This is a genomic window from Streptomyces sp. RLA123 (assembly GCF_056270165.1).
In genome coordinates, this window is the sequence record NZ_JBWDOR010000004.1 from 11,538 (window position 1) to 33,724 (window position 22,187).

Here is a 22,187-nt window from a genome sequence, read left to right on the forward strand (position 1 = left end):
GGGAGCAGCCGGGCCGGGTGGGGTCAGCAGGGCGTGCCGTCCTCCTCCACGGTGAAGACGACCGAGTCGATCAGCTCGCGGGCCGTGGCTTCGGCCTCCGGGCCGCTGTCGGCGCCGACCACGACCAGCCCCACGCGGTCGCTGGACCGACGCACGATGGGAATGCGGTCGCCGACGGCTGCGGTCAGCTCGCAGTAGAGCACCGCCGGATGGCGGCGCACCTCCTCCCAGCCCTGGACGCAGACCAGCCGGCCGGGCGGCGGGGTGAAGTACCGCACGGCCGCGCCCCGCGAGGGAGCCGGCTCGGGGTGCGGGCGCTCCACGCCCAGCATGTCGTCGTAGATCAGCCCGTGGATGTCGAGTCCGGGGATGGCGTGGGCCAGCATGCGGTGGATCCAGTCGCCGCCCCAGCGGCCGTGCACCTCGCCGAGCACCACCTCGTCGGGGGTGAGCCACGCCTCCACGTGGAACGCGCCGACCCGCATGCCCAGCGTCGCCAGCGCCGCGGTGACGCAGTCCCGTACACGCGTGTCCTCCTTGGGGTGGAGCGGCGCGGGAAGGGTGTGCCCCAGCTCGACGAAGTAGGGCGGGGCCGTCTTGTCCTTCGCGGTGACGGCCAGGATCTGGGGCCGCCCCTGTCGGAACACGCCCTCCACACTGAACTCCGGTCCGGGCACGAACTCCTCGATCAGGAAGCGGTCGCGCTCCGGGAGGGCGGCCATCGCCGCGGGCAGGTCCTCGGGGTGTTCGACGAGGCTCACGCCCGTACTGCCCATGGCGTCACGGGGCTTGACCACCCACGGCCCCGGGAGCTGCGTCATGAACTCCTCCGCCTGCTCGGCACGTTCGCACAGCCGCACCCGGGGCTGCCGGAACCCGGCCTCGGCCAGCGCCTGGCGGCACAGGTCCTTGGTGCGGACGCGACGTACGGCGTCGGGGGCGTTGCCGGGGACGCCCAGGGCCGCGGCGGTCTCCGCGACGGCTACCTGGGCCATCTCCTGGAGCGCGTAGACGGCTTTGAACGGCTGCTCCGGCGTGGACTGGTGCACCGCCCAGCGGGCGAGCGTCTCCGGCTCGGTGCACTCGACGGCGGAGACGGCGTCGGCTGCTTCGGTGACCGCAGGAGTGGCCGCCAGGGCCGCGGCCGGGGCGACGACGTGGGTCCGGATGCCCCGCGCCCGGGCCTGCCGCAAAGCGTCGAGCACGTTGTCGACGCTGACGGTGACGGGGCGGGCGCCGCCCACCAGCACGAGGGTGGGGGCGGCGGTCTGCTCAGCGGTCATGTCCGGTCCGTTTCGTTGTGTGGGACAGATGCACCGGCCGTGCCATCGGCGCCGGCGGGGGTTTCCTCGGGCAGCAGCTCGGCGAGGACTTGTCCCGCGCTCACCTGGTCGCCCTCGGCGCAGCCGAGCGAGACGATCCGGCCGGGCACCGGGGCCGGGAGCCGGTGCTCCATCTTCATGGCTTCGATCACCAGGACGGTGTCGCCGGCTTCGACCCGGTCGCCCTCGGCACGCGGGAGGGCGACCACGACGCCGGGGAGCGTGGCGCGGACCTGATGGTCCAAGGGCCCACCGCCCCGGCCCTCGCGTACATGCTCGGTGAAAGCGAACCGCTCACCGCCGACGCACAGTTCGTGTCTGTCCCCGTCACGCAGGCCCGACCAGGTGGTGTCGGCCACCCGTCCCGTCCATCTCCCCTGCTCGGGGACGGCAGTGACGAGGTGCCGGCGGCCGTCGACCTGGACGGTCACCGCGGTGCCGCTGCGCGCGAGCACGGTCGCACGGCGCGGCACACCGGCGTGCTGTGTGGTGACGCGTCCCAGCGGGGCGTCGGGGTCCAGCGCCGTCCGGTCCACCGGGCCCAGGCCGCCGAGCCAGGGCGAGCCGCCGCCACGGGCGGGAACGGCGGCCATCGCGGCCACGCACGCAAGCGCGCGGTCGAGGTGAGTGTCCCGTTCGGCCAGGACGAGGCCGTCCACGAGATGGGTGTCGGTGTGCCCGGTGAGCACCTTCGGCTCATCGAGGAGCCGGGTGAGGAACCCGATGTTGGTGGTCAGACCGAGCACGCTGGTGGCCTTGAGCGCCGCCGACAGCCGGCGCAGTGCGGTGGCACGGTCGGGGGCGTGGGCGACGAGCTTGGCCACCATCGGGTCGTAGTGCTCGCAGGCGGTGCCGGCGGTGTCGAAGGCGGCCTCGACCCGGAGTGTCGCCGGCCAGTGGACGAGCAGCGCGTGTCCGGGCGAGGGCTGGAAACCGGCGGCAGGGTCCTCCGCATAGACGCGGCACTCGACCGCGTGGCCGGAGCAGGTGATGGCGTCCTGCGCCAGCGGCAGCGGTTCACCCGCGGCAACGCGCAGCTGCCACTCCACCAGGTCGAGGCCGGTGACCTCCTCGGTGACCGGGTGCTCGACCTGCAGCCGTGTGTTGACCTCCAGGAAGAAGAACTCGCCGTTCTCGCCCACGATGAACTCGAAGGTGCCTGCGTTGACGTAGTCCAGGGCGCTCGCCCCTCGCACGGCGGCCTCCTGCATGGCCTGGCGTACGCGGGGGTCAAGTCCGGTGGCCGGCGCCTCCTCGACAATCTTTTGGTGCCGGCGCTGCAGTGAGCAGTCGCGCTCGTACAGGTGCACGACGTTCCCGTGGGTGTCGCCGAAGACCTGCACCTCGATGTGGCGGGGAGCGGGCAGGTACCGCTCCACCAGGACACGCCCGTCGCCGAAGGCGGCACGGCCCAGGCGGACGGCCTCGGCGGCGGCCTCGGGGAGGTCGGCCTCACGGTGGACGACGCGCATGCCCTTGCCGCCACCGCCGGCCGCCGGCTTGAGGATGACCGGATAGCCGACCTCGCGGGCGTCGGCCACGAGGGTGCCGACGGACTCGGTGGCCTGCGCGGATCCGGGAAGGACCGGGACGCCCGCCGCGGCCATGAGGGCCCGGGCCGTGGCCTTGTCGCCCATCGATCGGATGGTCTGCGGCGCCGGGCCGATGAACACCAGCCCCGCCTCCCGTGCCCGCTCGGCGAACACGGCGTTCTCCGAAAGGAAGCCGTAGCCGGGGTGGACGGCGTCGCAGCCCTCGCGCACGGCGGCGTCGACCAGCTTGTCGATGTCGAGGTAGCTCTCGACAGCTGCGGCGCCGCCGAGGTGGACGGTCGCGAAGGCCCCGGCGAGGTGGTCCGCGCGGGCGTCGGCCATCGAATACACGCAGACGTACTCGATGTCGAGACGGGCGCAGGTGCGGGCGATCCGCCGGGCGATCTCCCCGCGATTGGCGATCAGAACGCGCTTCAGCATCGGCCTCTCACATCCTGAAGACGCCGAAACGCGTCTCCTGCTGGGGTGCGGCCGCGGCCATGGCCAGGCTCAGCGTCATCCACTCCCGCGTGTCCACCGGGTCGATCACCGCGTCCACCCACAGCCGGGCCGCGAAATACACCGGTCGCGACTGCTCGTCGTACGCCTCGATGATGGGGCGCGCGATGGACTCGGCCTCCGCCGACGACAAGGTCTCGCCCTGCTTGGCGAGCTGTTCGGCGCGCAGCATGGTCATCACCTTCGCTGTCTGCTCCGCCCCGACGACGGTGGAGCGGGCGCTGGGCCACATGGCCATCAGGCGGGGCCCCATGGAGCGGCCGCACATGGCGAAGTTGCCGGCCCCGTAGCTGCCGCCGATGACGATGCTGAACTTGGGGACCCGGGCGGTGGAGACGGCGTTGACGAGCTTGGCGCCGTGCTTGGCGATGCCCTCCGCCTCATACTGGGAGCCGACCATGAAGCCGTTGATGTTGTGGAGGAACAGCAGGGGGATCTCCTGCTGCACGCACAGCTCGACGAAGTTCGCGGCCTTCAGCGCGCTGTCCGGGAAGAGGACACCGTCGTTGATCAGGACACCCACCGGGTAGCCGCCGATACGCCCGGTGCCGCAGACCATGGTGGTGCCGTACCTCTCGCGGTACTCCACGAGTTCGCTGCCGTCCAGGAGCCGCGCCAGGACCTCGCGGGCGGGGATCGGTTCGCGTAGCTGCGCGCTGACGATGCCGGGCAGCTCCGCCGGGTCGAACAGTGGCTCCCGGGGGGGCACCGGCGGTTCGCTGACGAGCGGTGCGGGACGTCGCGAGACAATGTCCCGGACGAGCGAGAGGGCGTGCTCGTCGTCCTCGGCAAGGTGGTCGGCCACGCCGGAGACCCGCGTGTGCAGGTCGGCGCCGCCGAGGGTCTCGGCGTCGACCACTTCGCCGGTGGCTGCCTGCACCAGTTGCGGGCCGCCCAGGAAGACGGTGCCGGTGCCCCGCACGATCACCGTCTCGTCGCACATGGTCGGCACGTACGCGCCGCCGGCCGTGCACGACCCCATGACCGCCGCGATCTGGGCGAGCCCCGAGGCGGACATCTCCGCGATGTTGCGGAAGATCCTGCCGAGGTGGCGCTCCCCGGGGAAGAGGTTCTCCTGCAGCGGCAGGAAGACACCGCCGGAGTCGACCAGGTAGACCGACGGCAGCCCGTTCTCCCGGGCGATCTCCTGTGCCCTCAGTTGCTTCTCCACGCCGAGCGGGAAGTACGTCCCGCCTTTGACGGTGGCGTCGTTGGCGTGCACCATCACGAGGCGGCCGCAGACCACGCCGATGCCCGTGACGAGGGCGGCCGAGGGAACCGGGACGTCGTACACGCCGTGGGCCGCTATCTGCCCGATCTCCAGGAACGCCGTCCCCGGGTCGAGGAGCAAGGAGATCCTCTCGCGTGCGGTCAGCTTGCCCCGCTCCGCGTGGCGGCGGTGCGCGCGGGCGTCACCGCCGGCGACGGCAGCGGTCCGGGCCTGGTCGACGGCCTCGCGGCTGAGGGTGAAGTCCTCCACGTTCCTGGCGTAGGCCGCCGATCGGGTGTCGATGGTGGTCTTGAGTAGGGTCACACCAGCTCCTCGCAGCGCGGTCCGTGGTCTGTGCGGCCTACGCCGGTCATCGAAGCTGGTCCCACTGCTGGTTCAGCACCTCGCAGAACTCCTCGACGTCGGACTTGTGCATGTTGGCGCGCAGCATCAGGCGCAGTCCCGCCTTCCCCCGCCCGATGACGGGGAAAAAGATGGGCGAGGTGTAGTAGCCGTGCTCCAGGAGGCCCTTGGCGAGCCTGACGGTGAGTTCCTCGTCACCGAGGTTGACATGGCGGATCGGGAGTCCGTCACCGCGCTGCTCGGTCTCCACCTGCGAGTCGAAGAGGTCGATGACGTCCTGCAGGCGCTGCTGGAGGGTGGCCAGTTCGGCGGTCCGGTGGAGTTCGGCGGAGGCCAGCGTCGCTCCGAGGCCGGCGGTGTTGATGCGCTGGGACCACATGATCGGGCCGCCGTTGCGTATCGCGAGGGTGCGTCGACGTGACGATCCGCGGGGGCCCAGCAGGACAGCGCCGCCGGAGGAGCCGAACCCCTTGTTGAGCGAAGTGATGATCAGGGTGCGGTCGTTGATCGCGCCCATCTCGGTGAGCACGACTCCGCGGCCACGTTCACCGACGGTGGAGATGCCGTGCGCCTCGTCGAAGAAGAGGAACAGGCCGTACGTCTCCTGCAGGCGCAGCAGGTCACGCACCGGCGCCTGGCCACCGGTGCTGTAGACGCCGTCGGCGACGTAGGCGACCTGCTTGTGCTTCTTGCACAGGTCCTCCAGAGCCGCGACGTCGTTGTGGCGGATCGTGGTCACTTCGGCCTCGTCGGCCACGCTGGGCTTCATGGCGTTCAGGCAGAAGTGCGCGTTTCGGTCGAACACCATGAGCGGCGGTTCGCCGTCGGTGAAGAGACCCGAGGCGAGCAGCGGCAGCGTGGCCCAGGCCGCGGCGGCGCAGGACGCGACGGTGACGACCTCGGCGTCCCAGAGCTCGCACAGCGCGTCCTCGGCGTTGCGCAGCGACTCGAACCGCACACGCATCCGGGACGTCGAGGTGTTCAGGGCCCCCTCGGCCAGGACCGCGTCGGCCGCCGCCTGGACGAGCGCGGGGTGGGTGTCCAGGCCCAGGTAGGAGTAGGAGGACATGTTGAGGAACTCACGCCCGGTGTCCACCGAGCGGTGCACCCCGTCGCCGAGCCCCTTCACGACGATGTCGAACAGGCCGGCCTCCTCGGTGATGTCCCAAAAGACGTCGCTTGTCGCCGCGGACTTCTTGACGTTCAGGTACGAGTGCACGGTGATCCTTACGGGAGGGATGCGGAAGGGTGGACTCTTCAGGCGTACTGGTAGAAGCCGCGGCCGGACTTGCGGCCATGCCATCCGATCTCCACGAGCCGGGAGAGGGGGGCCGGACTGGCGTACTGGGGCTGCTTGAACTCGCGGTGCAAGGCGTCGGCGATGGCCGCGACCACGTCGAGGCCGATGAGGTCGGCGAGCCGCAGCGGGCCCATGGGGTGGCCGCAGCCGAGTTCCATGGCCTGGTCCACCTGCTCCGCCGTGGCCGTTCCCTGCTCGACCAGGCGCACCGCGTCGAGCAGGTAGGGGATGAGCAGGGCGTTGACGACGAAGCCGCTGCGGTCGGCCGTGCGCACGCTGGTCTTGCCGAGGACCTCCTCGGCGAACCGCTCGACCGTGTGGCAGTGCGTGCCGTCGGTGAGCAGCGTCGGCACGATCTCGATCAGGCGCATCGAGCTCACCGGGTTGAAGAAGTGGGTACCGACGACACGTTCGGGGTGCGCCGTGCCGCTGGCCAGCCTCGTGATCGATAAAGCCGAGGTGGTCGTACCGAGTATCGCGTCGGAAGGCAGGACCTTGTCGAGGGATGCGAACACCTCGCGTTTCGCGAGTTCGTCCTCGACCACCGCCTCGAAAACCACCTCGCGGTCGGCGAAGCTGCCGAGGTTCATGGTCACCGATATGCGTCCGAGGGCCGCGTCCCTCTCGTCCTCGGTCATCCGGCCCTTCGCGACCTGCCGGTCGAATGACGCCTTGATGCGGCGCGGAGCTTCGACGAGGGAGGACTCACGAGACACCGCGAGACGCACGTCCAGGCCGCGCCGAGCGCAGAGTTCGGCGATACCGCCCCCCATCGTGCCCGAGCCGACGACCCCCACCCGGGTGAGCGGGCGGCTGTGAGGAGATGCGGCGGAAAGTTCCGACATACAAAAGACTCCTGTTCACGCCCGTTCCCGGGCTCCTGGTGGTGGACACCCGCCTCAGCCGACGCCGTGGGCACCCAGACGGGCGGTGCCCCGGCGGGAGGACGGCGCCGGGCACCCGTCCTCGTCCCGCGCCACGCACAACCGTCACCGCCGCGGGAAAGGGAGAGGAATTCCGCGTCGAATCACCGATCTCGTCACCCCAGCAAGCCGACGGAATCCTTCGCGCGGAACACACAGGCTTACCATCCCCCCACCGCGGTGAATCCTGGCCTCCCCGCTCCGCCGGACCGAGAAATGCGCCCCACGCGACCGCCGTGTCTTACCTATTCATCATCATGGTCCCGCCGATGGCCGCTCAAGGGCTCGCGCCGCAAAATTCGTGATGCTTCTGAGGACAAACGTCCGGAATTTCAAGAACCGTCAAATCCGCTACAGAGAAACGTCAGACCGCCCCGCCGACAGCAAGGAGAATCCAGCCGACGGCTCCGGCCCGAAATCGGTGGCAACGAACGGTGACAGGAGTGGCCGGCATCGCATGGCATGGCAGACGTCAACGAGCCTGTCAGCCCGGGCTTTCGGGGGCGTTGTGGCCCATACTGCCCGCGCAGGGCTTGCCAACGGCGTCCCACCGCGCGGGCGATGCCCCTGACCATCACGGCGACAGGCCGCATGCCGGCCAGGGCGGTGTGTGCCACCGCTTTCCGGCCGCCGAAGCACCCATCTGGCCGACGCCGTCATACGGCACCAGGCCGCCGCCGACCAGGCAGGCCGCACCAGGCTACGGGCCCACCACCAGGCCCCGACACACACGACCGGGGGGACAGCCGGGCCGGCCCGGGTCAACCCGTTCCAAGAAAGCGGCCGTTGATGAGGGATGTCCGCGTCGGTCTCACGCGGAAGATGCCGGGCCCACCGCTGATACGCCGCCTGCCGGGTATCGCGATGGCGAGCCGTCCGGTCCGTCAGTGCTGGAGCGCGACCTTGAACACCACGATGACCGACCCGAGGAGAAGGTTGACCGCACCCGTGACCAAGATCAGACGGCGTGAGGCGCCCGCGCGAACGGCGGCCGCAGTCGCCCAGCCGACCTGCCCGACCAGAGCGACACAGAGCGCCAACCATGCCGTCCCCTGCACTCCCAGTCCCAGGAGTGCACTGATCGCCACGGCGCCGGCCGGTGGGACGGCTGCCGCCAGGATCGGCCGCTCGTCGACGCACGCGCGGCGAACCTCCTCCCGGCTCACGGCCTGCTGCACCAGCCGGGCACCGAACAGGCGGGAGAAGACATGCGCGGCCCAGAACACCGCCCCCGTACACAGCAGCAGCAAAACGAGTTCCAACCGCGGAAACGAGCCGAGCGTGCCGGCTCCGACCACCACGGAGGCGGCGAGCAGCGAGCCGTACACAGCACCGCTGTAGTCGACGGGGGCGGAACCGGTCGACGGCCGCGGCCGCGAGTCCTGCGCACGGGTCCGGTGTGTCACACCCTCAGGGTCGCCGAGCAGGTCGCGCTTCGCATGCTCACCTGCGTGCGGCGGCCGCGGGAAGCGGCCGGCGCTTCAGCCGCTGTCACGCCCTGCCGCGGCGCCTGCCACCTCGGCGCGAGCCTGCGCACCCTGCGCCAGTTCATCGGCGGCTTGCCGCGCTGCACACGGGGACGATGGTCGGGCAGCCGTACGCGCAGGGCGCCCGGTTCCCCCCGTCCGCCCACCACAGGGCCGACCGCGGTACCGGCTCCGACCAGGCCGCCGACGACGCCGTAGGCGAAGGCCCGGTCCGGGCCCTGGTAGGTCCCGGACCGGGGACGGCAAGCGCGGAAACTGCGGGCCCTGGCCTCCTACCGGGCGCGCCAGGCCCGCGGTGAGGACGCCGGTATCCCGCACGAGGAGGCCTACCGGTGGATCTTCGGCCAGGACACGGCGTGAGCTACGAGGTCATCTGGGAGCCCGAGGCCCTCGCCCAGGCGGAACGACTGGCCAAGGACGACCCGGACGGGGTGCGGCAGGTGTTCACCGCTGTCGACCACCTCGCCGTGGACCCGCGCCCTCAGGGTGCGTTCGGCAGCGCCGACCTGCTGGGCATCCACATCGGCGCGTACCGCGTGATGTCCCAGATCAGCGGACAGCAGGTACGCGTCCACGTCATCCACCTCGGCCGCGTCCACTGGCCCATGACCCCGCACCGGCGGCAAGGCGCGCGCGGCCAGGTCGGGGCCGCGGTCAGGTCGGGGCCGGGGCCGGGGCTGGAGCCGGAGCCGGAGCCGGAGCCGGGCCGGGCCGGGCCGGGCCGGGCCGGGCCGGGGTCGGGCCGGGCCGGGCCGGGGTCGGGCCGGGGTCGGGGTCGGGGTCGGGCCGGGGTCGGGGTCGGGCCGGGGTCGGGGTCGGGGTCGGGGTCGGGGTCGGGCCGGGGTCGGGACCGTCCACGACGGTCCGGGTTCCGGTGACGTGTGGCCACCGCCCGTTTGCGCGGTTCATCGGCGTGGCGTGGGTCAGGTGAGGTCGAGGATCCTGACCCTCTGGCCGGACCACTGGTCCGGGGCGGCGGTGGCGATGACCGCGCCATCGGGGCGCTCCGGGGTGGGCTGGGCGGCGTGGCGGGTGTGGGCGGCGGCCCAGGTGGCCTCTTGGGCGAGAGCCAGGGCGGCGGGCAGGTCGAGATCGACCACGGTGACGCCCGGCAGGGCTGCGATGTAGTCGGCGGTGCCGGGGCGGGCGCGGTCGGCCTCGACCAGCGCGCAGGCGGGTGCGTGCAGGTGCCAGCCTGTTTCGGCGTGGGCGCGGTGGATGAGGCGGGAGGCGAGGAGGTTGCCGCGGCCGGCGGCGACCAGGGCGGTGTCGTCGAGGACGACATGCAGGCCTTGGTTCACGGGGCGGTCGTGGCCTGGGACAGGCGGCGGTCGAGTTCGGCGTCCAGGTCGTCCTGCTCGGCGCGGGTGGGGGCGTAGCCGTTCCAGGCGTTGAGGACGGCGCGTGCCTGCTCGGCGCGCTCGGCCCGCTCGGCCGGGGTCAGGAGGCTGTCGGCGAGACGGGCGAGGTAGGCGCGCAGCGACAGCCCTTCGGCCGCGGCGATCTCCGCCAGCCGGTCCCGAGCCTCGGCAGGGATACGGACGTTCGCATCGGACATGGTGTGGGGTCTTCCGTTCGTGGTGCTGCACGACACTGCAGGGGGTACGGGTACGTACCCGTGTCCACTTCCGGGACGCAGCTGCCACTGGGGAACAGGGCGGCATCACGGGATGCTGCACCACCTCACCGGGCAGAGAACCTGGTTCCCGGCGTCGACCGTTCCCGGCTGGGCATCGCACGTGCGGCCACGGCGGCATCGCACCCCTTCGGAGGGGGTCGTGGCGGGAATGATCCGAGGGCTCGAACCTCCGTGTCGGCGTGCGGCCATTCAGCGGTCGTGCAGTACCACAGGGCGGGTGACCGGAACGACGGTCAGCAGACCGTCCAAACCCTTGAAGTCATCTGGGTTGGTGGTGAACAACGGCAAGTCCTCAGCGATGGCGATCGCGGCAATCATCAAGTCGGCGACCCGCCGCCGGGGTTTGCGGCCCGCGCCGATCACGGCGGCGCAGACCCTGCCGTAGACGCGCGCGGCTTCCGCGTCGAACGGAATGGGATCGAACTCGTTCTCCGCGCGCTGCAGGACATCCATGCGCCGACCGCGCTCGGCGTACTCGTCGTAGTCGTCCTGCTCGTCGTTCCTGCGCACCTCGTGAGGCCCGGCCGACAACTCGGCCAAGGTAATGGCGCTGATCGCGACCTGGGCGGGCAGGTGCTCCGGGTCCACCCACCTGCGCAGGATCATGATGTTCGTGTCCAGCAGGCCCTGCTGATACTCAACGGGCATAGGGATCACCCGGCTCCTGATCGGCAGTGGCTTCCTGGTCGGACCGGAACGCGGCCAGCGAAACATCCGGGGCGGCCTTCGACATGGCGGCGAACTCCCCGCGGGGCACGAACCTCCGACGCCGCCGCAACGGAACCAACTCACCGATGCGGTGGCCGTCCCGGGTGACGATGAATGCCTGGCCGCCTTGAACAGCGTCCATGATCTCTTTCGACCTGGTACGCAAATCGCGCTGGGTGATCTCCGGCTCCGCTGTCATACCCCCACCGTACCCGGCAGGTGCTACCTGGTGCTACCTGGTAGCACCATGGTCCGGAAAGGCGGCGCACCGGCAAGGGCCACCTGGACCCTGCTGATCAGACGAGCACTGGTCGTGGCCGCCTGGTTACGACCTCGAGCACCTGGCGCCAGGGATATCCGGTGGGCTCGCCCGCCCCGGGTTGATTGGGCACAAAGCCACCCTCGCTGCCCCGCCCGCCCTCTCAGCCATCGCAAGCCGAGCACAGGAACGCCATCATCTCTCGTCCGCGCTCCCGCATACCCAGGGGCATCCGATCGATCCATGCGGCCGACTCGGCCACGGAGGGTGCTCGCTTCGCGCCCACGGTCACGACGGCCCCGCCCACCGCCGGGTCTCGCACCAGGGAGGTGGCCGACCCCTGATGGAGCCGCCCCGGCCACGCCGGTCCTCGCCACATGACCGTCGGGCCCACCGCCGATTGGGCGCGTGAGGGAGAACGGTTCGTTGTGAGGCGGGCGCAGCGGCGTCGTTGTGCAGGCGTCCGCAGGCAGCGAGTTCTCGGCGACATCGACCAGATGCGCTCGGCCCTGCGCCACCAAGTCCGCTCCACGACCAAATGGACTCAAGGGCTGCGCAAGTTCCTCACCGCCGACGCCGTGGCAGCATCCAACTCCATCGAGGGTTTCAAGGTCGCCACCGTGGATGTGGAAGACCTGATGGAGGGCGAGCGAGACGTCGAGGTGTCCGAGGAGAACCGAGAGGAGACCCTCGCCTACCAGCGCATGACGACCTACATCCAAACGCTGCACGACTCGGCCGACTTCACCTACAGCAAGAGTTTCCTCAACGCCCTGCACTGGATGCTCCAAGGGCACCGCCACCACCCGCGCAAACCCGCCGGACAGTGGCGTCGCGGTCCCGTCTACGTCACCGACGCCCGCGACCCGAGTATCGCCGCCTATACCGCCCCCGACGCCGAGGTAGTCCTTGCGCTCATGCAGGAACTGGTCGACTGGCTGGGCGCCGACGACGCCAGCCACCCCCTGGTCCGGGCAGTCATGGCGCACCTGCATCTGGTGTCCATCCGCCCATGGGCCGACGGCAACGGCCGGATGTCCCGCTCACTGCAAACCCTGATGATCGCGCGGGAAGGCGTCCTGGCTCCGGAGTTCTCCTCCATCGAGGCATGGCTCGGGCGGCCGGGCAACACCTGGGAGTACTACCGCGAACTCGCCCGCCGCGGCGCCCACTACCTGCCCGACCAGGATGTCGCCGGCTGGATCCGCTTCGACCTGACCGCCTACCACCAGCAGGCCCAGACCGTGCAGGGTCGGCTGACCCGGGCCGGGAAAGTCTGGGAAGCACTCGCCGAATTCGCCCGGCACGCCGGCTTGGACGAGCGCACCGTCACCGCCCTCCACGACGTCGCCATGGCCGGACGGGTGCGCCGCTCCCGCTACGAAAGCGCCGAAGGCCTCAGCCTGCAACAGGCCCAGCGCGACCTGCGCGACCTGGTCACCGCCCAGGTCCTCACCCCCGTCGGCCGCACCCGCGCCCGCTACTACACCGCCGGCGACCGTTTCCCGCAACAGGCACTGGACATCTCCGCCACCCCCATGCCCCTCACCGACCCCTACACCCCAACCGGCTGAACGGCCGGGGGCCTGCCCCACCGATCACGTACCGATGCGTGTGGCTCCCGGCGAAGCCTGCTGCGCCGAGGCTGCCGCGGCCGTGGCGCACGGCTCGACCGCCGGACAGGTTCATCCGCCGAGCGCGACTGGAGCCACACCGTCAGGCAGGTGGTGCACGGCCAGCGCCACAGCCTCCTCGGCCGTGTTGAAGACGCCCAGATCCTGACTGATGATGCCGCTGCCCACTGCGTACGTGCCATCGCCGTTCGCGCTCAGACACGGTCCGACAACCGTCAAGCGCGGGCGGGTTGTGGCCGACAAGCGCAGCGCCCAGTGGCTGGTGAACGGGTAGAGGGCGCGCAGGGCCGGCTCGGCGTACGCCGCCTCGATCAGGATCGCAGGACACGCCCCTACACCGGAATGCGCAAACCCCCACCCGGCCGCCCCGAAGCCAACCCCGTCGTTGCGGGCCGTGCAATCACCCGGCCCGGCGACCGCGGGCGTGGCCGGTACCGGCAGTGCCACACCGGCCAGGGACGGTCATCCCCCGGCCAAGGCCTCTGCGGCATCCAGCGCCCGGTCATCACCACCATCTGCCCTTTGTTCCCCAGCTGAGGTTTGAGGACTTACGGGCTTGGGATCGATTGAGTTCTGGACTCATAACCCAGAGGTCGCGTGGTCCAAATCCCGCCCCCGCTACCAAGGTCCGGCCCCTGCCCGACGACACGTCAGGCGGGGGCCGGAGCCGTGTGCAGGCAGCCTGGGCCGACCGGGCTCCGAGCACGGGGTTCCTCGCCTCGTCAGCCCCACGATCACGCAGAGCCCGCCAAGCCCGTCATCAATGACCCAGTGGACGAGGCCCATTGCCGGCCGCAGCGTGGCCGGCGAGCCAGTCCGGCAGAGCGGCACGGGCGGGGTGTGGACAGCGGGAGGGTTCCTGCTGCCCCGCGCGCCGACGCTGCGTCGAGGTCTTGCTCGCTCAGTTGGCGGTGAAGGCGGGGTAGTCGGTGTAGCCCTCGGCGTGACCGGCGTAGTAGGTGTCCCGGTCGCTGTCGGCCAGCGGGTGGCCCTGCGCGAAGCGCTCGACCAGGTCGGGGTTGGCGATGAAGGGGGCGGCGAAGGAGACCGCGTTGACGATCCCGTGGTCGAGGATCTCGTTGCCGAGGGCCTGGGTGAAGCCGAGGTTGGCGACGATGTTGCCCTGGTAGTGGGCGCGGTAGCGGGAGAAGACGGCGATGCGCTCCTCGATGGTGCCGGGGGTGCCCAGGAGGTGCAGGTAGGCCAGGTTGCTGTCGTTGAGCTTCTTGAGCAGCTGGTCGTAGTCGGCGAGTGTCTCCTCGTCCGCGGTGAACGTGCCTCCGTTGTCCCAGCCCGGGGACATCTTCACGCTGACGCGGTCGCTGCCCCACACGTCACTGACGGCGTCGAGGATGTCGAGGAGGAACTGGGCCCGCTTCTCGCTGCTGCCTCCGTAGGCGTCGGTGCGCTGGTTGAGACGCGGGTTGAGGAACTGCGGGATCAACTGGGACTGCTGGGCGTGGATTTCCACGCCGTCGAAGCCGGCGCGGCGGGCGTTCTCGGCCGCATGGCGGTAGTCGGCGATGGTGGCGGCGATCTCGGCGGCGGTGTAGGCGCGCGGGGTGACGGTGTCCTTCGGGCCGGAGGGGGTGAAGGACTTCTCGCCGGGGTTGATGGCCGAGGGGCCGGCGGGCAGGCGGCCGCCGAGGTGGTCGGGGTGGGAGGCCGCGCCGAGGTGGCCGAACTGGGAGACGATCCGCCCGCCGGCCTCGTGGACGGCTTCGGTGACCTTCACCCAGCCGGCGGTCTGCGCATCGGTGTAGATGCCGGGCACGTGGATGAAGCCGACCGCGTCGGGGCTGACCCAGGTTCCCTCGGTGACGATCAGGCCGGCGCCGGCGCGCTGCGCGTAGTAGGTCGCGTGCAGGTCGGTGGGGGCCAGCTCGGCGTTCTGGGCGCGGGCGCGGGTCATGGGGGCCATGACGACGCTGTTGGGGAGCTCCAGCGCGCCGAGGCGGACGGGCTGCAGCAGGGGCTGGGTGGTGGTCATGAGTAACTTCCTTGTGCTGAGGGGGGGATGAGGAGGGGGGTGAGGAGGGGGCGAGGGCCCGGCTCAGTCCTGTTTGAGGGCGTGGAGGCCGGAGAGTGGGCCGCCGAGCTGCATGAGGCGTCCGCCCTCGCGCAAGGAGCCGAGGTCGACGGGGGCGAAGCCGAAGGCGGCGGTGAGGTCCTTGACGGTGGTCTTGGCGTCGGCGTCGTCACCGGCGAGGAACAGCACCTGGCGTCCGGCCCGGTGGCGCGGGTCGGCGGCGATGTACTGGCCGTAGAGGGTGTTGAACGCCTTGACGACGCGGGCTCCGGGCAGCAGTGAGGCGACGTGTTCGCTGCCGGTCAGCTCGCCCAGGTCGGCGATCTTCATGGGCGGGGGCGGGGAGGCGAACTGGTTGGTGGCGTCGATGACGATGCGCCCGTCGAAGGGTGGCAGGCCGGCTACCGCGTCCGGGATCTGGGGCCAGCCGACTGCGAGCACGACGAGTTCCGCCGCGGCGGCTTCCTGCGGGGTGCCGGCGTGGGCGAGCGGTCCGAGTTCGCCGACGAGGCCGGCCAGGGAGGCGGGGCCGCGGCTGTTGCTCAGTACGACCTGGTGGCCGTGGGCCACGGCGTGCCGGGCGATGGCCTGGGCGACGGTTCCGGCGCCCAGGGTTCCGATCTTCATGGCGGTGCCCTTCGTGGGGTTCAGGGTGCGGGGCTGGTGAGCAGGACGGTTCCGCTCCTGCCGGGGCGGCGGACATGGTCGATGGCCTTCGCGAAGTCGGCGAGGTCGTAGCCGGCGGCGACCTCGAAGAGTTCCGGGGCGGTCGCGGCCAGACGGGTGGCGAAGGCGATGTCCTCGGCCCGTTCCTCGGGCGTGCGGGCGGCCATCCACTGGAAGACGGACGTGCCCCGCACGGTCAGGGCCCGCGGGGTCAGCGCGAGCGACTCCAGCGGCGTGCTGCCGGAACCGAGCCCTCCGTAGGTGATCAGCGTGCCGCCGTCGGCGAGCAGCCCGGCCAGCTCACCGGTCAGGGATCCGCCCACCGCGTCCAGTACGACCTGGGCGCCCCGGCCGCCGGTCGCGTCCTGGACCTGAGTGCGCCAGTCCGCGTCGGCCGTCGAGATGGCCGGCAGTGCGGGGAAGCGCTGCCGCAAGGTCTGCGCCCCCGTGGCGCTGCGCACCAGGTTGACCAGCGCGATGCCGTGCTTGAGTGCTGCGGCGCTGACCAGCTTTCCCACCGACGAACCGGCGGCCGTCTGCACCACCGGACCGGCCTGGCCGTGCTGGGCGTCCTCGACCGCCTCCAGCAAGGAGAGCAGGGTCAGCGGGTTGGCCAGCATCAAAGCCGCGGTCTCGTCGCTGAGGTCCTCGGGCACCGGCACCACAAGATCGGCCGGCGCCGTGACGAGTTCGCTCCACGCGCCCGGCACCGGGAAGAACGCCACCCGCTGGCCGGGCCGCAGGTCCTGCACACCCTCGCCGAGGGTCTCGATGACGCCCATTGCCTCCACGCCGGGAATCTGTGGCGTGGCGAACCGCTGCCGCAGCCCACCCGCAAGGCCCTCCACTCCCGCCAGGTCGCCGGGGTGGATCGGCCGGGACAGCACCCGCACCCGCACCTGCCCGGCCGCGGGCGCAGCAGGGGCCGGCTGCTCGATCAGGCGTAGTACCTGCCCGGCTTCTCCGTGCCGGTCGTAGGCGATGGCGCGCATGGCGCTCCCCTTCCACAAACTAATAATGATGGGTGTCATTGAAGCCTCCTGTTACGATGAGAGGCATCATTAAAAATGTCAAGTCGAGAGCGACGCGAGAGGACGGCCATGCCGCGGATCACCAAGGAGGACAAGGCCCGCAACCGGCAGAACATCCTCGAAGCGGCCAGCCGCATGTTCCGCTCGCAGGGCATCGACGCGGTCGGCATCGCCGAGTTGATGAAGGAAGCCGGACTCACCCACGGCGGCTTCTACAACCACTTCGCCTCCAAGAACGACCTGGCCGTGGAGGTGTGCGGCGCCTCCTACGCCGCCTCGCTCGAAGGCCTGTCCCGCACCATCGAGGACGGTCCGGGCCCGGCCGGCTCTCCGCTGGAGCGGGTCCTGGCCGACTACCTGTCCACCGCGCACCGTGACGCCCCGGACGGCGGCTGCCCCTCCGCCTCCCTGGCCACCGACGCCGGACGGCACAGCGAAGCCGTGCAGAGCGCGTACGCCGAAGGCGTCGAGGGTTACCTCACCGGCTTCGCCGCCGAGTTCCTGCGCGAAGCCCAGGACAAGGGCCACCAGCTCGACCCGGCCGAGGCCCGCCACAGGGCCGTCCGCCTGCTCAGCGAAATGGTCGGCGCGCTGATGCTCGCCCGCGCCGTACGCCACGTCGAGCCCGAGCTCTCCGACGAGATCCTGCAGACCGGCCGCAGCCACACCCTCGGCTGATACGGCTCAGGGCGGCGTCGACGGAAGGCGGCCTGTCCTGGTCTCCGTCATGGGGCCCGGCATCGGCGACGAGTCCCTGTTCGAGGCCGAGCACGCCGATGAAGTCGATCAGGAGCCTCTCATCGGCTTCACGCCGACCCACGCCGTCAATGTCGTCGCCTTCTGCAACCGTCCAGTCGACCACGTCGTCACGGCCCTGCTGACCGCCGCCGTTATGGACGTGATCGGTGGCGTCGTCAACGCCGAACTGAGGGAGGACCAAGCGCCAATGGTGGCCGGCCTTCCCGGCGTCATCGCCACGACGACCGGTCCATGGCCTGCCGCGTACGGTTCGGCCGAGTTCCTCAGAGCGTGGGCTCAGCAGCCCGGCTTTCGGCTGCTGAAGTAGCCGGAGTTCGGCCAACCAGCTCAGGCGAGCAGTACCCGCTTGCGTGACAGCTTGAAGCCCGCGCGGCCGAACAACCGGCGCTTGAGCATCTTGATCCGGTTGACGTGTCCTTCCACGACGCCCGAGCTCCAGGGCAGGGTGAGGCCGGCGATGACGGCGTCGCGGTCGCGGTCGATGCCTGCGGCAAGGGTGTGGAGGCTGGGCAGGTCGTCCTGCCGGACGGCGTCGAGCCAATCGGGCAGGCGCTCGCCCTGGCGCTCAATGAGCATGGTCGCGAAGGAGCGGACGTGCCTGGTGAGGGCGTCGAGTTCAGGGCAGTGCGTCCGGACGGCCTTGAGCTGGAATTGCTCGGTCTCGGTGGCGGTCCTGGACCGCTGCCGGCGCGACGGCATGACACACGTCATCCTCGACGGCACGCTGATCGAATCCGACCGCCTCGCCGGTGTCCGCGAGAACGGCAACGACCTGTGGTCCAGCCAGAAGCACAAGGCGTTCGACGGGAACGTGCAGTTCCTGTCCGCCCCGCACGGCACCCCGCTGTGGGTCTCCGACGTCGAGCCCGGCTCCACCCCAGACATCACCGCCGCCCGCATCCACGCCCTGCCCGCGCTGTACAAGGGCGCGGCCGGCGGCCTGCCCACCCTGGCCAAGGGCTACATCGGCGCCGGCATCGGCATCCACGTCCCCGTCCGACGCCCCAAGGGCCGCTCCGAGCAGGCCCTCCACGCGGATACCCGCACCACGAACAGCCTGATCAGGAGCATCCGCGCCCTCGGTGAACGCGCCGCAGCCGAACTCAAGCAGCGCTGGCGCACCCTGCAGCACGGCACCATCAGCCCGAGCCGGATCGGAGACATCGCCCGCGCCGCCCTCGTCCTCAACGGAATCTGGAAATGATCACCGCTGAGAAAACGTCACTCGCCAAGGGGCTGAGGGCGGGGCCGATGTGCGGCCCCGGACCCTACGAGCAGACATCGAGCCCCTTGGTCGGACGCCTGGCTCGGACGACGCCATCACAGCGCGCGCAGCAGCCAGGTCAGTCCGAGTTCGCGGGCAGTAAGTCCGGCCGCCTCGCGGAGTTGGTCGGCTTCGGTTCCCGGCGGCAGTTCGCCGGCGAGGGTGAGGGCCGCCGCAGCCGTCTGAGGACGGGCCCCCAGGGATGCGCGTAGGTGGTAGGACCTGCGCAGGTGGTCGACGCCCTGTTCATGGTCCTGTTCCAGGAGGTGGCCGCCGATGTGGCGTGCGGCGTAGGACTCCAGCAAGGCGTCCCCTTGCTCCCGGGCGTGTTCCAGAGCGTCCCGGTAGGTCAGGACGGCCGCGTGCGGGTCGTCGTCGATATTGTCGGCGAGCACGCCGAGCCAGAAGGTGGCCCAACCCGCCAGTCGGCGCTCGGACCTGGCCTGGGTGAAACCCTCCCGGGCGCGGTGGAGGTCGTCGTCGAGCGGGCTGAGGCCGAACAGCAGCCGGGTGTACCGGATCTGGGCGCCGAGGTATCCGGCGAGCACCGGCTGGGCGAGTGCGTTGACGGCCTCCTCGGCTGCGTCGCTGCCGCGCAGGCGCCACCAGAAGCTGTCCACCAGGATCTCGGCGCGCTCGACCTCGGCTTGCGACGGCAAGACGGCGAGTGCCTGGTCCCAGTGGCCCGTGCGGTGCAGCATTCGCGCGGTGGCGGTCGGACCGTCCATCATGTAGGTGGCATCAGTAGTCATGATGCCTACTCTTCAATTCTGAGAGGTAGGTGGTCAAGTGCGTTATGTCGACTACATCGGGAACCTGACCCGCATCGCGGTCGAGATCGCCAACGGTGACGACCCGAGTGAGCTGCGACGGGAGATGTTCCGACAGCACCGGATAGCCGAGCCCGACAACACACATCTCGCCCAGTTCCTCCCGGCGCTGCGCGCCGCCGTGGAGGCCGCCTCCCAGGCTGGGCCGATCGGCGCCGTCAACGCCCTGCTCGAACAGCACCCACCCCTCATCCGCGTCGACGACCACGACGGCGAAGGATCACCACACCTGCACTTCGCCCCCAACGCCGAAGACGCCGTCAGCTGGCTCGGCCGCAGCTGCGCCGCAGCCCTCGCCCACGTCGTCTGCGGCGACCCGGCCGTGACCATCGGCCGCTGCCACGCCGCCGGCTGCGCACGTTTCTACGTCGACGACTCCCGCAACCGCACCCGGCGGTTCTGCTCCAACGCCTGCGCCAGCCGGACCACCGTCGCGGCCTACCGCGCCCGCCACAAGGCAACAGATTGACTCCCCTGAGCGGAAATCCGACGGATCGGCAGCAGGTGGCCCCCGAAGCCTGAACGGACACGGCTTCCAGGACCATCAATTTCCTACGCCCCCGTGACCTGCCCAAAAGACCATGCCCGCCGCCGCATCATCGCCGAACCCGTCCGCTCTTGACCAACGGTGCGAACAGCCCGACGCCGAACCCGGGGAGCACAGCAGCCTTCGCTGACCTGCGAAGATGGGCCCCGTCCCGTTCGGGACAGTACCCGCGGTCAGCCCTTCGGCTTAACTCGACCACGCCGCCGTCAACACCGGCCTCACCCTGCCCTGGAGCAACGGCCGCACCGAAGGCGTCAACACCCGGGTAAAGAGGATCATGCGGCAGATGCACGGCCCAGCCGGATTCGACCTCCTCCGTCATCGCATTCTGCCGGGTTGCCATTGACCGTCACCACCAACAACGGAACAGAGCCGAACGTTTTGCACTCCCCGACTACGTAACCCTCCCTGTCAGGTCCGAAGCCATGATCCATCTGGCGATGACCGGCCTCATGGCTCGTCGCCTCACCGGCGAGAACACCATCTCCTGGCGCGACCCGACATCACCGGACCAAGCCCGCACCACAGGATAAAACAACGGGAGAAGACGACCTGTCACGCGTTGTCCGCCCGAGATCCGGATCCCGTCAGCCGCCCGCTTCGAAATCCTCGTGAGATGACGTCATCGGGACCCAGCCACCGGGGTGGCGATACCAGTAGTGCGGTAGCCCCTTGATGGTCGTGGTGCGGAACGGGCGGCCGTGGTCGTCGACGCGGACCGAGCCGGTCCGGCCCTGCGACGACCAGTCGAGCTCGAGGTACCAGTCACAGGTGCAGGCCCCCGTGCGCGCGGAGAGGAACAGGACCTCCGGCTCACGCAGAGACACCCGGTAGGGGAAGTCGATCGCGGGGGCCGGCCTGTCCGGATCGTTACCCGGCACTGAACGGGCCAGGGGCCGGTGCACGTCCAGGTTCACCGAGAAGTGCCGGGGGATGAGGACGGCGCCGCAGCCCTCGTACATGGAATAGGCGATGCTTCCGCGGGTGGCGGGAGCACTGCGCCCGACCATGCGCACATGCAGCGCCGTCAGGACCACGGCGCCCGAGCTCCGGCCCTGCACCGTGATCCGCAGATTGGTGGTACGCCCGTGCACCGCCCCCTGGGACGCCGCCCACACTGCGGCGTCCGCCGGGGCGGGGGGCGGCGGAACGTGACCCGGCGGCCTGGCGATGACGTAGTCGTGGTCACATTCGAGCTGCCAGACATGGGAGTCTGCGGTCCAGGTGAGCGGCGCCCCGGCGGAGACCGTGCCGGTGTCCGCCCGGTCCTCGCGCGAGCTCTCGCCGCTCCCTGCGGCCGATGCCGAGGGTTTCGACGAGGAGCGCGCGGAGGCCGACGGCCCCTTGCCACTCGCGGAAGGGGCTGCGGCCGGATGTGGACTGCCGTCGCTCCGCGGCGACGCTGCCGAGGCACTCGGCGTGCCGCGGCCAAAGACCGCTGACACACGGTCATGCGAGCTGTCGCGGACGGCAGCGGATGCGGTGAGACCCGCCAGCGAGACGACGAGCGACACCGCCAATGCCGTCACTCGCAAGGGCCGTTGCCGGGGGCACCCGTCATGGGAGCGCCGTTCTGCCGACAAGACCCGTTCCCGACCAGGACGGGCCGGCGAGCCCCGCTCGACGGACTCGTCCGCCGATCCGTCCGGACTCCCGGCCATGGGCAGCACGCAATCGCCCCCGTCCGCTCGTGACCTGACTGCTCGCCGGGCACCGGACGAGCGCTGTCGCCGCCGTTCCGCGTTCGCCAGCATCCACCGGCGGTGCAGGTCCTCGCGCTCTTGCCAGGAGGCTCCGCAGAGTTCAGCGAACCGCTCGACCACGGCGAAGTCCGCTGGAACCACCTCCCCCGCGCAGTAGCGGTGCAGGGTGGAGGCGTTCATGTTCAGGTGGCGGGCCAGCGCCGAGTAGCTGCGGTCCGTGCGGCTCTTCAAACGCGTCAGCAGGGACGCAAACTCCGCCGCCTCGTCGCGGATTGCGTCCATGCGGTCCGACCTCACATCCGTCCATCGGTTCCGCGCCCGCATGGCCCCGATCCGTGCCGGCCGCCAGCTGCCCCGCATACGTGCACGCGACTACGGCCGGGATGGTTCCGCCCTCACGCCATCCCTCTCTTCGTCACCTCCGTCACGCTTGGTCTCGCCGCCAATCGGTCGTGACTGTGC

At 70.6% G+C, this 22,187-nt stretch carries 22 protein-coding genes and 2 pseudogenes; 6 read left to right on the forward strand and 18 right to left on the reverse strand.

The annotated features are described in order from the left end of the window. Positions 1-23 precede the first annotated feature (23 nt). From RV983_RS37620 to RV983_RS37670, 11 genes are all read right to left on the reverse strand, one after another. Positions 24-1,283 carry an ATP-grasp domain-containing protein gene (locus RV983_RS37620; protein WP_475990600.1) on the reverse strand — a complete coding sequence of 420 codons (1,260 nt, stop codon included), beginning with the start codon at positions 1,281-1,283 and terminating at the stop codon, positions 24-26. Then, on the reverse strand, positions 1,280-3,295 hold the full coding sequence (locus RV983_RS37625) for an acetyl/propionyl/methylcrotonyl-CoA carboxylase subunit alpha (protein WP_475990601.1): 2,016 nt from the start codon (positions 3,293-3,295) through the stop codon (positions 1,280-1,282). The genes RV983_RS37620 and RV983_RS37625 overlap by 4 nt, the downstream gene beginning before the upstream one ends. 7 nt (positions 3,296-3,302) lie before the next feature. Continuing rightward, positions 3,303-4,907 carry a carboxyl transferase domain-containing protein gene (locus RV983_RS37630; protein WP_475990602.1) on the reverse strand — a complete coding sequence of 535 codons (1,605 nt, stop codon included), beginning with the start codon at positions 4,905-4,907 and terminating at the stop codon, positions 3,303-3,305. Positions 4,908-4,953: 46 nt separating this feature from the next. Continuing rightward, positions 4,954-6,165, reverse strand: a complete 1,212-nt coding sequence (locus RV983_RS37635) for an 8-amino-7-oxononanoate synthase family protein (RefSeq protein WP_018557960.1) — start codon at positions 6,163-6,165, stop codon at positions 4,954-4,956. Positions 6,166-6,203: 38 nt separating this feature from the next. After that, positions 6,204-7,091 carry a 3-hydroxybutyryl-CoA dehydrogenase gene (locus RV983_RS37640; RefSeq protein WP_475990603.1) on the reverse strand — a complete coding sequence of 296 codons (888 nt, stop codon included), beginning with the start codon at positions 7,089-7,091 and terminating at the stop codon, positions 6,204-6,206. A 962-nt stretch (positions 7,092-8,053) separates the two neighbouring features. After that, positions 8,054-8,575, reverse strand: a complete 522-nt coding sequence (locus RV983_RS37645; RefSeq protein WP_475990604.1) for a hypothetical protein — start codon at positions 8,573-8,575, stop codon at positions 8,054-8,056. A gap of 407 nt (positions 8,576-8,982) precedes the next feature. After that, positions 8,983-9,231, reverse strand: coding sequence for a hypothetical protein (locus tag RV983_RS37650; protein WP_475990605.1), 249 nt, complete (start codon positions 9,229-9,231; stop codon positions 8,983-8,985). Positions 9,232-9,579: 348 nt separating this feature from the next. Beyond that, positions 9,580-9,945 carry a PIN domain-containing protein gene (locus tag RV983_RS37655; protein ID WP_475990626.1) on the reverse strand — a complete coding sequence of 122 codons (366 nt, stop codon included), beginning with the start codon at positions 9,943-9,945 and terminating at the stop codon, positions 9,580-9,582. Between the two features lie 8 nt (positions 9,946-9,953). After that, positions 9,954-10,214 carry an Arc family DNA-binding protein gene (locus RV983_RS37660; RefSeq protein ID WP_475990606.1) on the reverse strand — a complete coding sequence of 87 codons (261 nt, stop codon included), beginning with the start codon at positions 10,212-10,214 and terminating at the stop codon, positions 9,954-9,956. Between the two features lie 270 nt (positions 10,215-10,484). Beyond that, positions 10,485-10,943, reverse strand: coding sequence for a PIN domain-containing protein (locus RV983_RS37665; protein WP_475990607.1), 459 nt, complete (start codon positions 10,941-10,943; stop codon positions 10,485-10,487). After that, positions 10,933-11,202 carry a prevent-host-death protein gene (locus tag RV983_RS37670; protein ID WP_475990608.1) on the reverse strand — a complete coding sequence of 90 codons (270 nt, stop codon included), beginning with the start codon at positions 11,200-11,202 and terminating at the stop codon, positions 10,933-10,935. Before RV983_RS37670 ends, RV983_RS37665 begins: the two co-directional genes overlap by 11 nt. 557 nt (positions 11,203-11,759) lie before the next feature. On the opposite strand from RV983_RS37670, the gene RV983_RS37675 reads away from it, so the two are divergent. After that, positions 11,760-12,836, forward strand: coding sequence for a Fic family protein (locus tag RV983_RS37675; RefSeq protein ID WP_475990609.1), 1,077 nt, complete (start codon positions 11,760-11,762; stop codon positions 12,834-12,836). A gap of 111 nt (positions 12,837-12,947) precedes the next feature. Here the strand turns inward: RV983_RS37675 and RV983_RS37680 are convergent, their stop codons facing one another. The 4 genes from RV983_RS37680 to RV983_RS37695 form a co-directional block, all read right to left on the reverse strand. After that, positions 12,948-13,343 (reverse strand): DUF6193 family natural product biosynthesis protein, encoded by a 396-nt coding sequence (locus tag RV983_RS37680; RefSeq protein WP_475990610.1) that lies wholly within the window; start codon positions 13,341-13,343, stop codon positions 12,948-12,950. Between the two features lie 454 nt (positions 13,344-13,797). Next, positions 13,798-14,886 (reverse strand): alkene reductase, encoded by a 1,089-nt coding sequence (locus tag RV983_RS37685; protein ID WP_475990611.1) that lies wholly within the window; start codon positions 14,884-14,886, stop codon positions 13,798-13,800. Between the two features lie 63 nt (positions 14,887-14,949). Next, positions 14,950-15,552, reverse strand: coding sequence for an NADPH-dependent F420 reductase (locus RV983_RS37690; RefSeq protein ID WP_475990612.1), 603 nt, complete (start codon positions 15,550-15,552; stop codon positions 14,950-14,952). A gap of 20 nt (positions 15,553-15,572) precedes the next feature. Beyond that, complete coding sequence (locus tag RV983_RS37695; RefSeq protein ID WP_475990613.1) at positions 15,573-16,622, reverse strand: zinc-binding dehydrogenase; 1,050 nt, start codon at positions 16,620-16,622, stop codon at positions 15,573-15,575. 69 nt (positions 16,623-16,691) lie between these two features. On the opposite strand from RV983_RS37695, the gene RV983_RS37700 reads away from it, so the two are divergent. Then, complete coding sequence (locus RV983_RS37700; protein WP_475990614.1) at positions 16,692-17,300, forward strand: TetR/AcrR family transcriptional regulator; 609 nt, start codon at positions 16,692-16,694, stop codon at positions 17,298-17,300. A 37-nt stretch (positions 17,301-17,337) separates the two neighbouring features. After that, entirely contained in the window at positions 17,338-17,688 is a 351-nt protein-coding gene (locus RV983_RS37705; RefSeq protein WP_475990627.1) for a DUF6368 family protein, read from the forward strand. 20 nt (positions 17,689-17,708) lie between these two features. Here the strand turns inward: RV983_RS37705 and RV983_RS37710 are convergent. After that, positions 17,709-18,044: pseudogene (locus tag RV983_RS37710) on the reverse strand (transposase); the annotation flags it as partial. A 34-nt stretch (positions 18,045-18,078) separates the two neighbouring features. On the opposite strand from RV983_RS37710, the gene RV983_RS37715 reads away from it, so the two are divergent. Next, positions 18,079-18,585, forward strand: coding sequence for a transposase family protein (locus RV983_RS37715; protein WP_475990615.1), 507 nt, complete (start codon positions 18,079-18,081; stop codon positions 18,583-18,585). A gap of 116 nt (positions 18,586-18,701) precedes the next feature. Here RV983_RS37715 and RV983_RS37720 read toward each other — a convergent pair whose 3' ends face one another. After that, a complete protein-coding gene (locus tag RV983_RS37720) occupies positions 18,702-19,397 on the reverse strand; it encodes a hypothetical protein (protein ID WP_475990616.1) in 696 nt (231 codons plus the stop codon). Positions 19,398-19,434: 37 nt separating this feature from the next. On the opposite strand from RV983_RS37720, the gene RV983_RS37725 reads away from it, so the two are divergent. Next, entirely contained in the window at positions 19,435-19,944 is a 510-nt protein-coding gene (locus tag RV983_RS37725) for a CGNR zinc finger domain-containing protein (RefSeq protein WP_475990617.1), read from the forward strand. Between the two features lie 470 nt (positions 19,945-20,414). Continuing rightward, positions 20,415-20,555 (forward strand): annotated as a pseudogene (locus tag RV983_RS37730) (IS5 family transposase); the annotation flags it as partial. A 54-nt stretch (positions 20,556-20,609) separates the two neighbouring features. Here the strand turns inward: RV983_RS37730 and RV983_RS37735 are convergent. After that, positions 20,610-22,007, reverse strand: a complete 1,398-nt coding sequence (locus RV983_RS37735) for a helix-turn-helix domain-containing protein (RefSeq protein ID WP_475990618.1) — start codon at positions 22,005-22,007, stop codon at positions 20,610-20,612. Positions 22,008-22,187 lie beyond the last annotated feature (180 nt).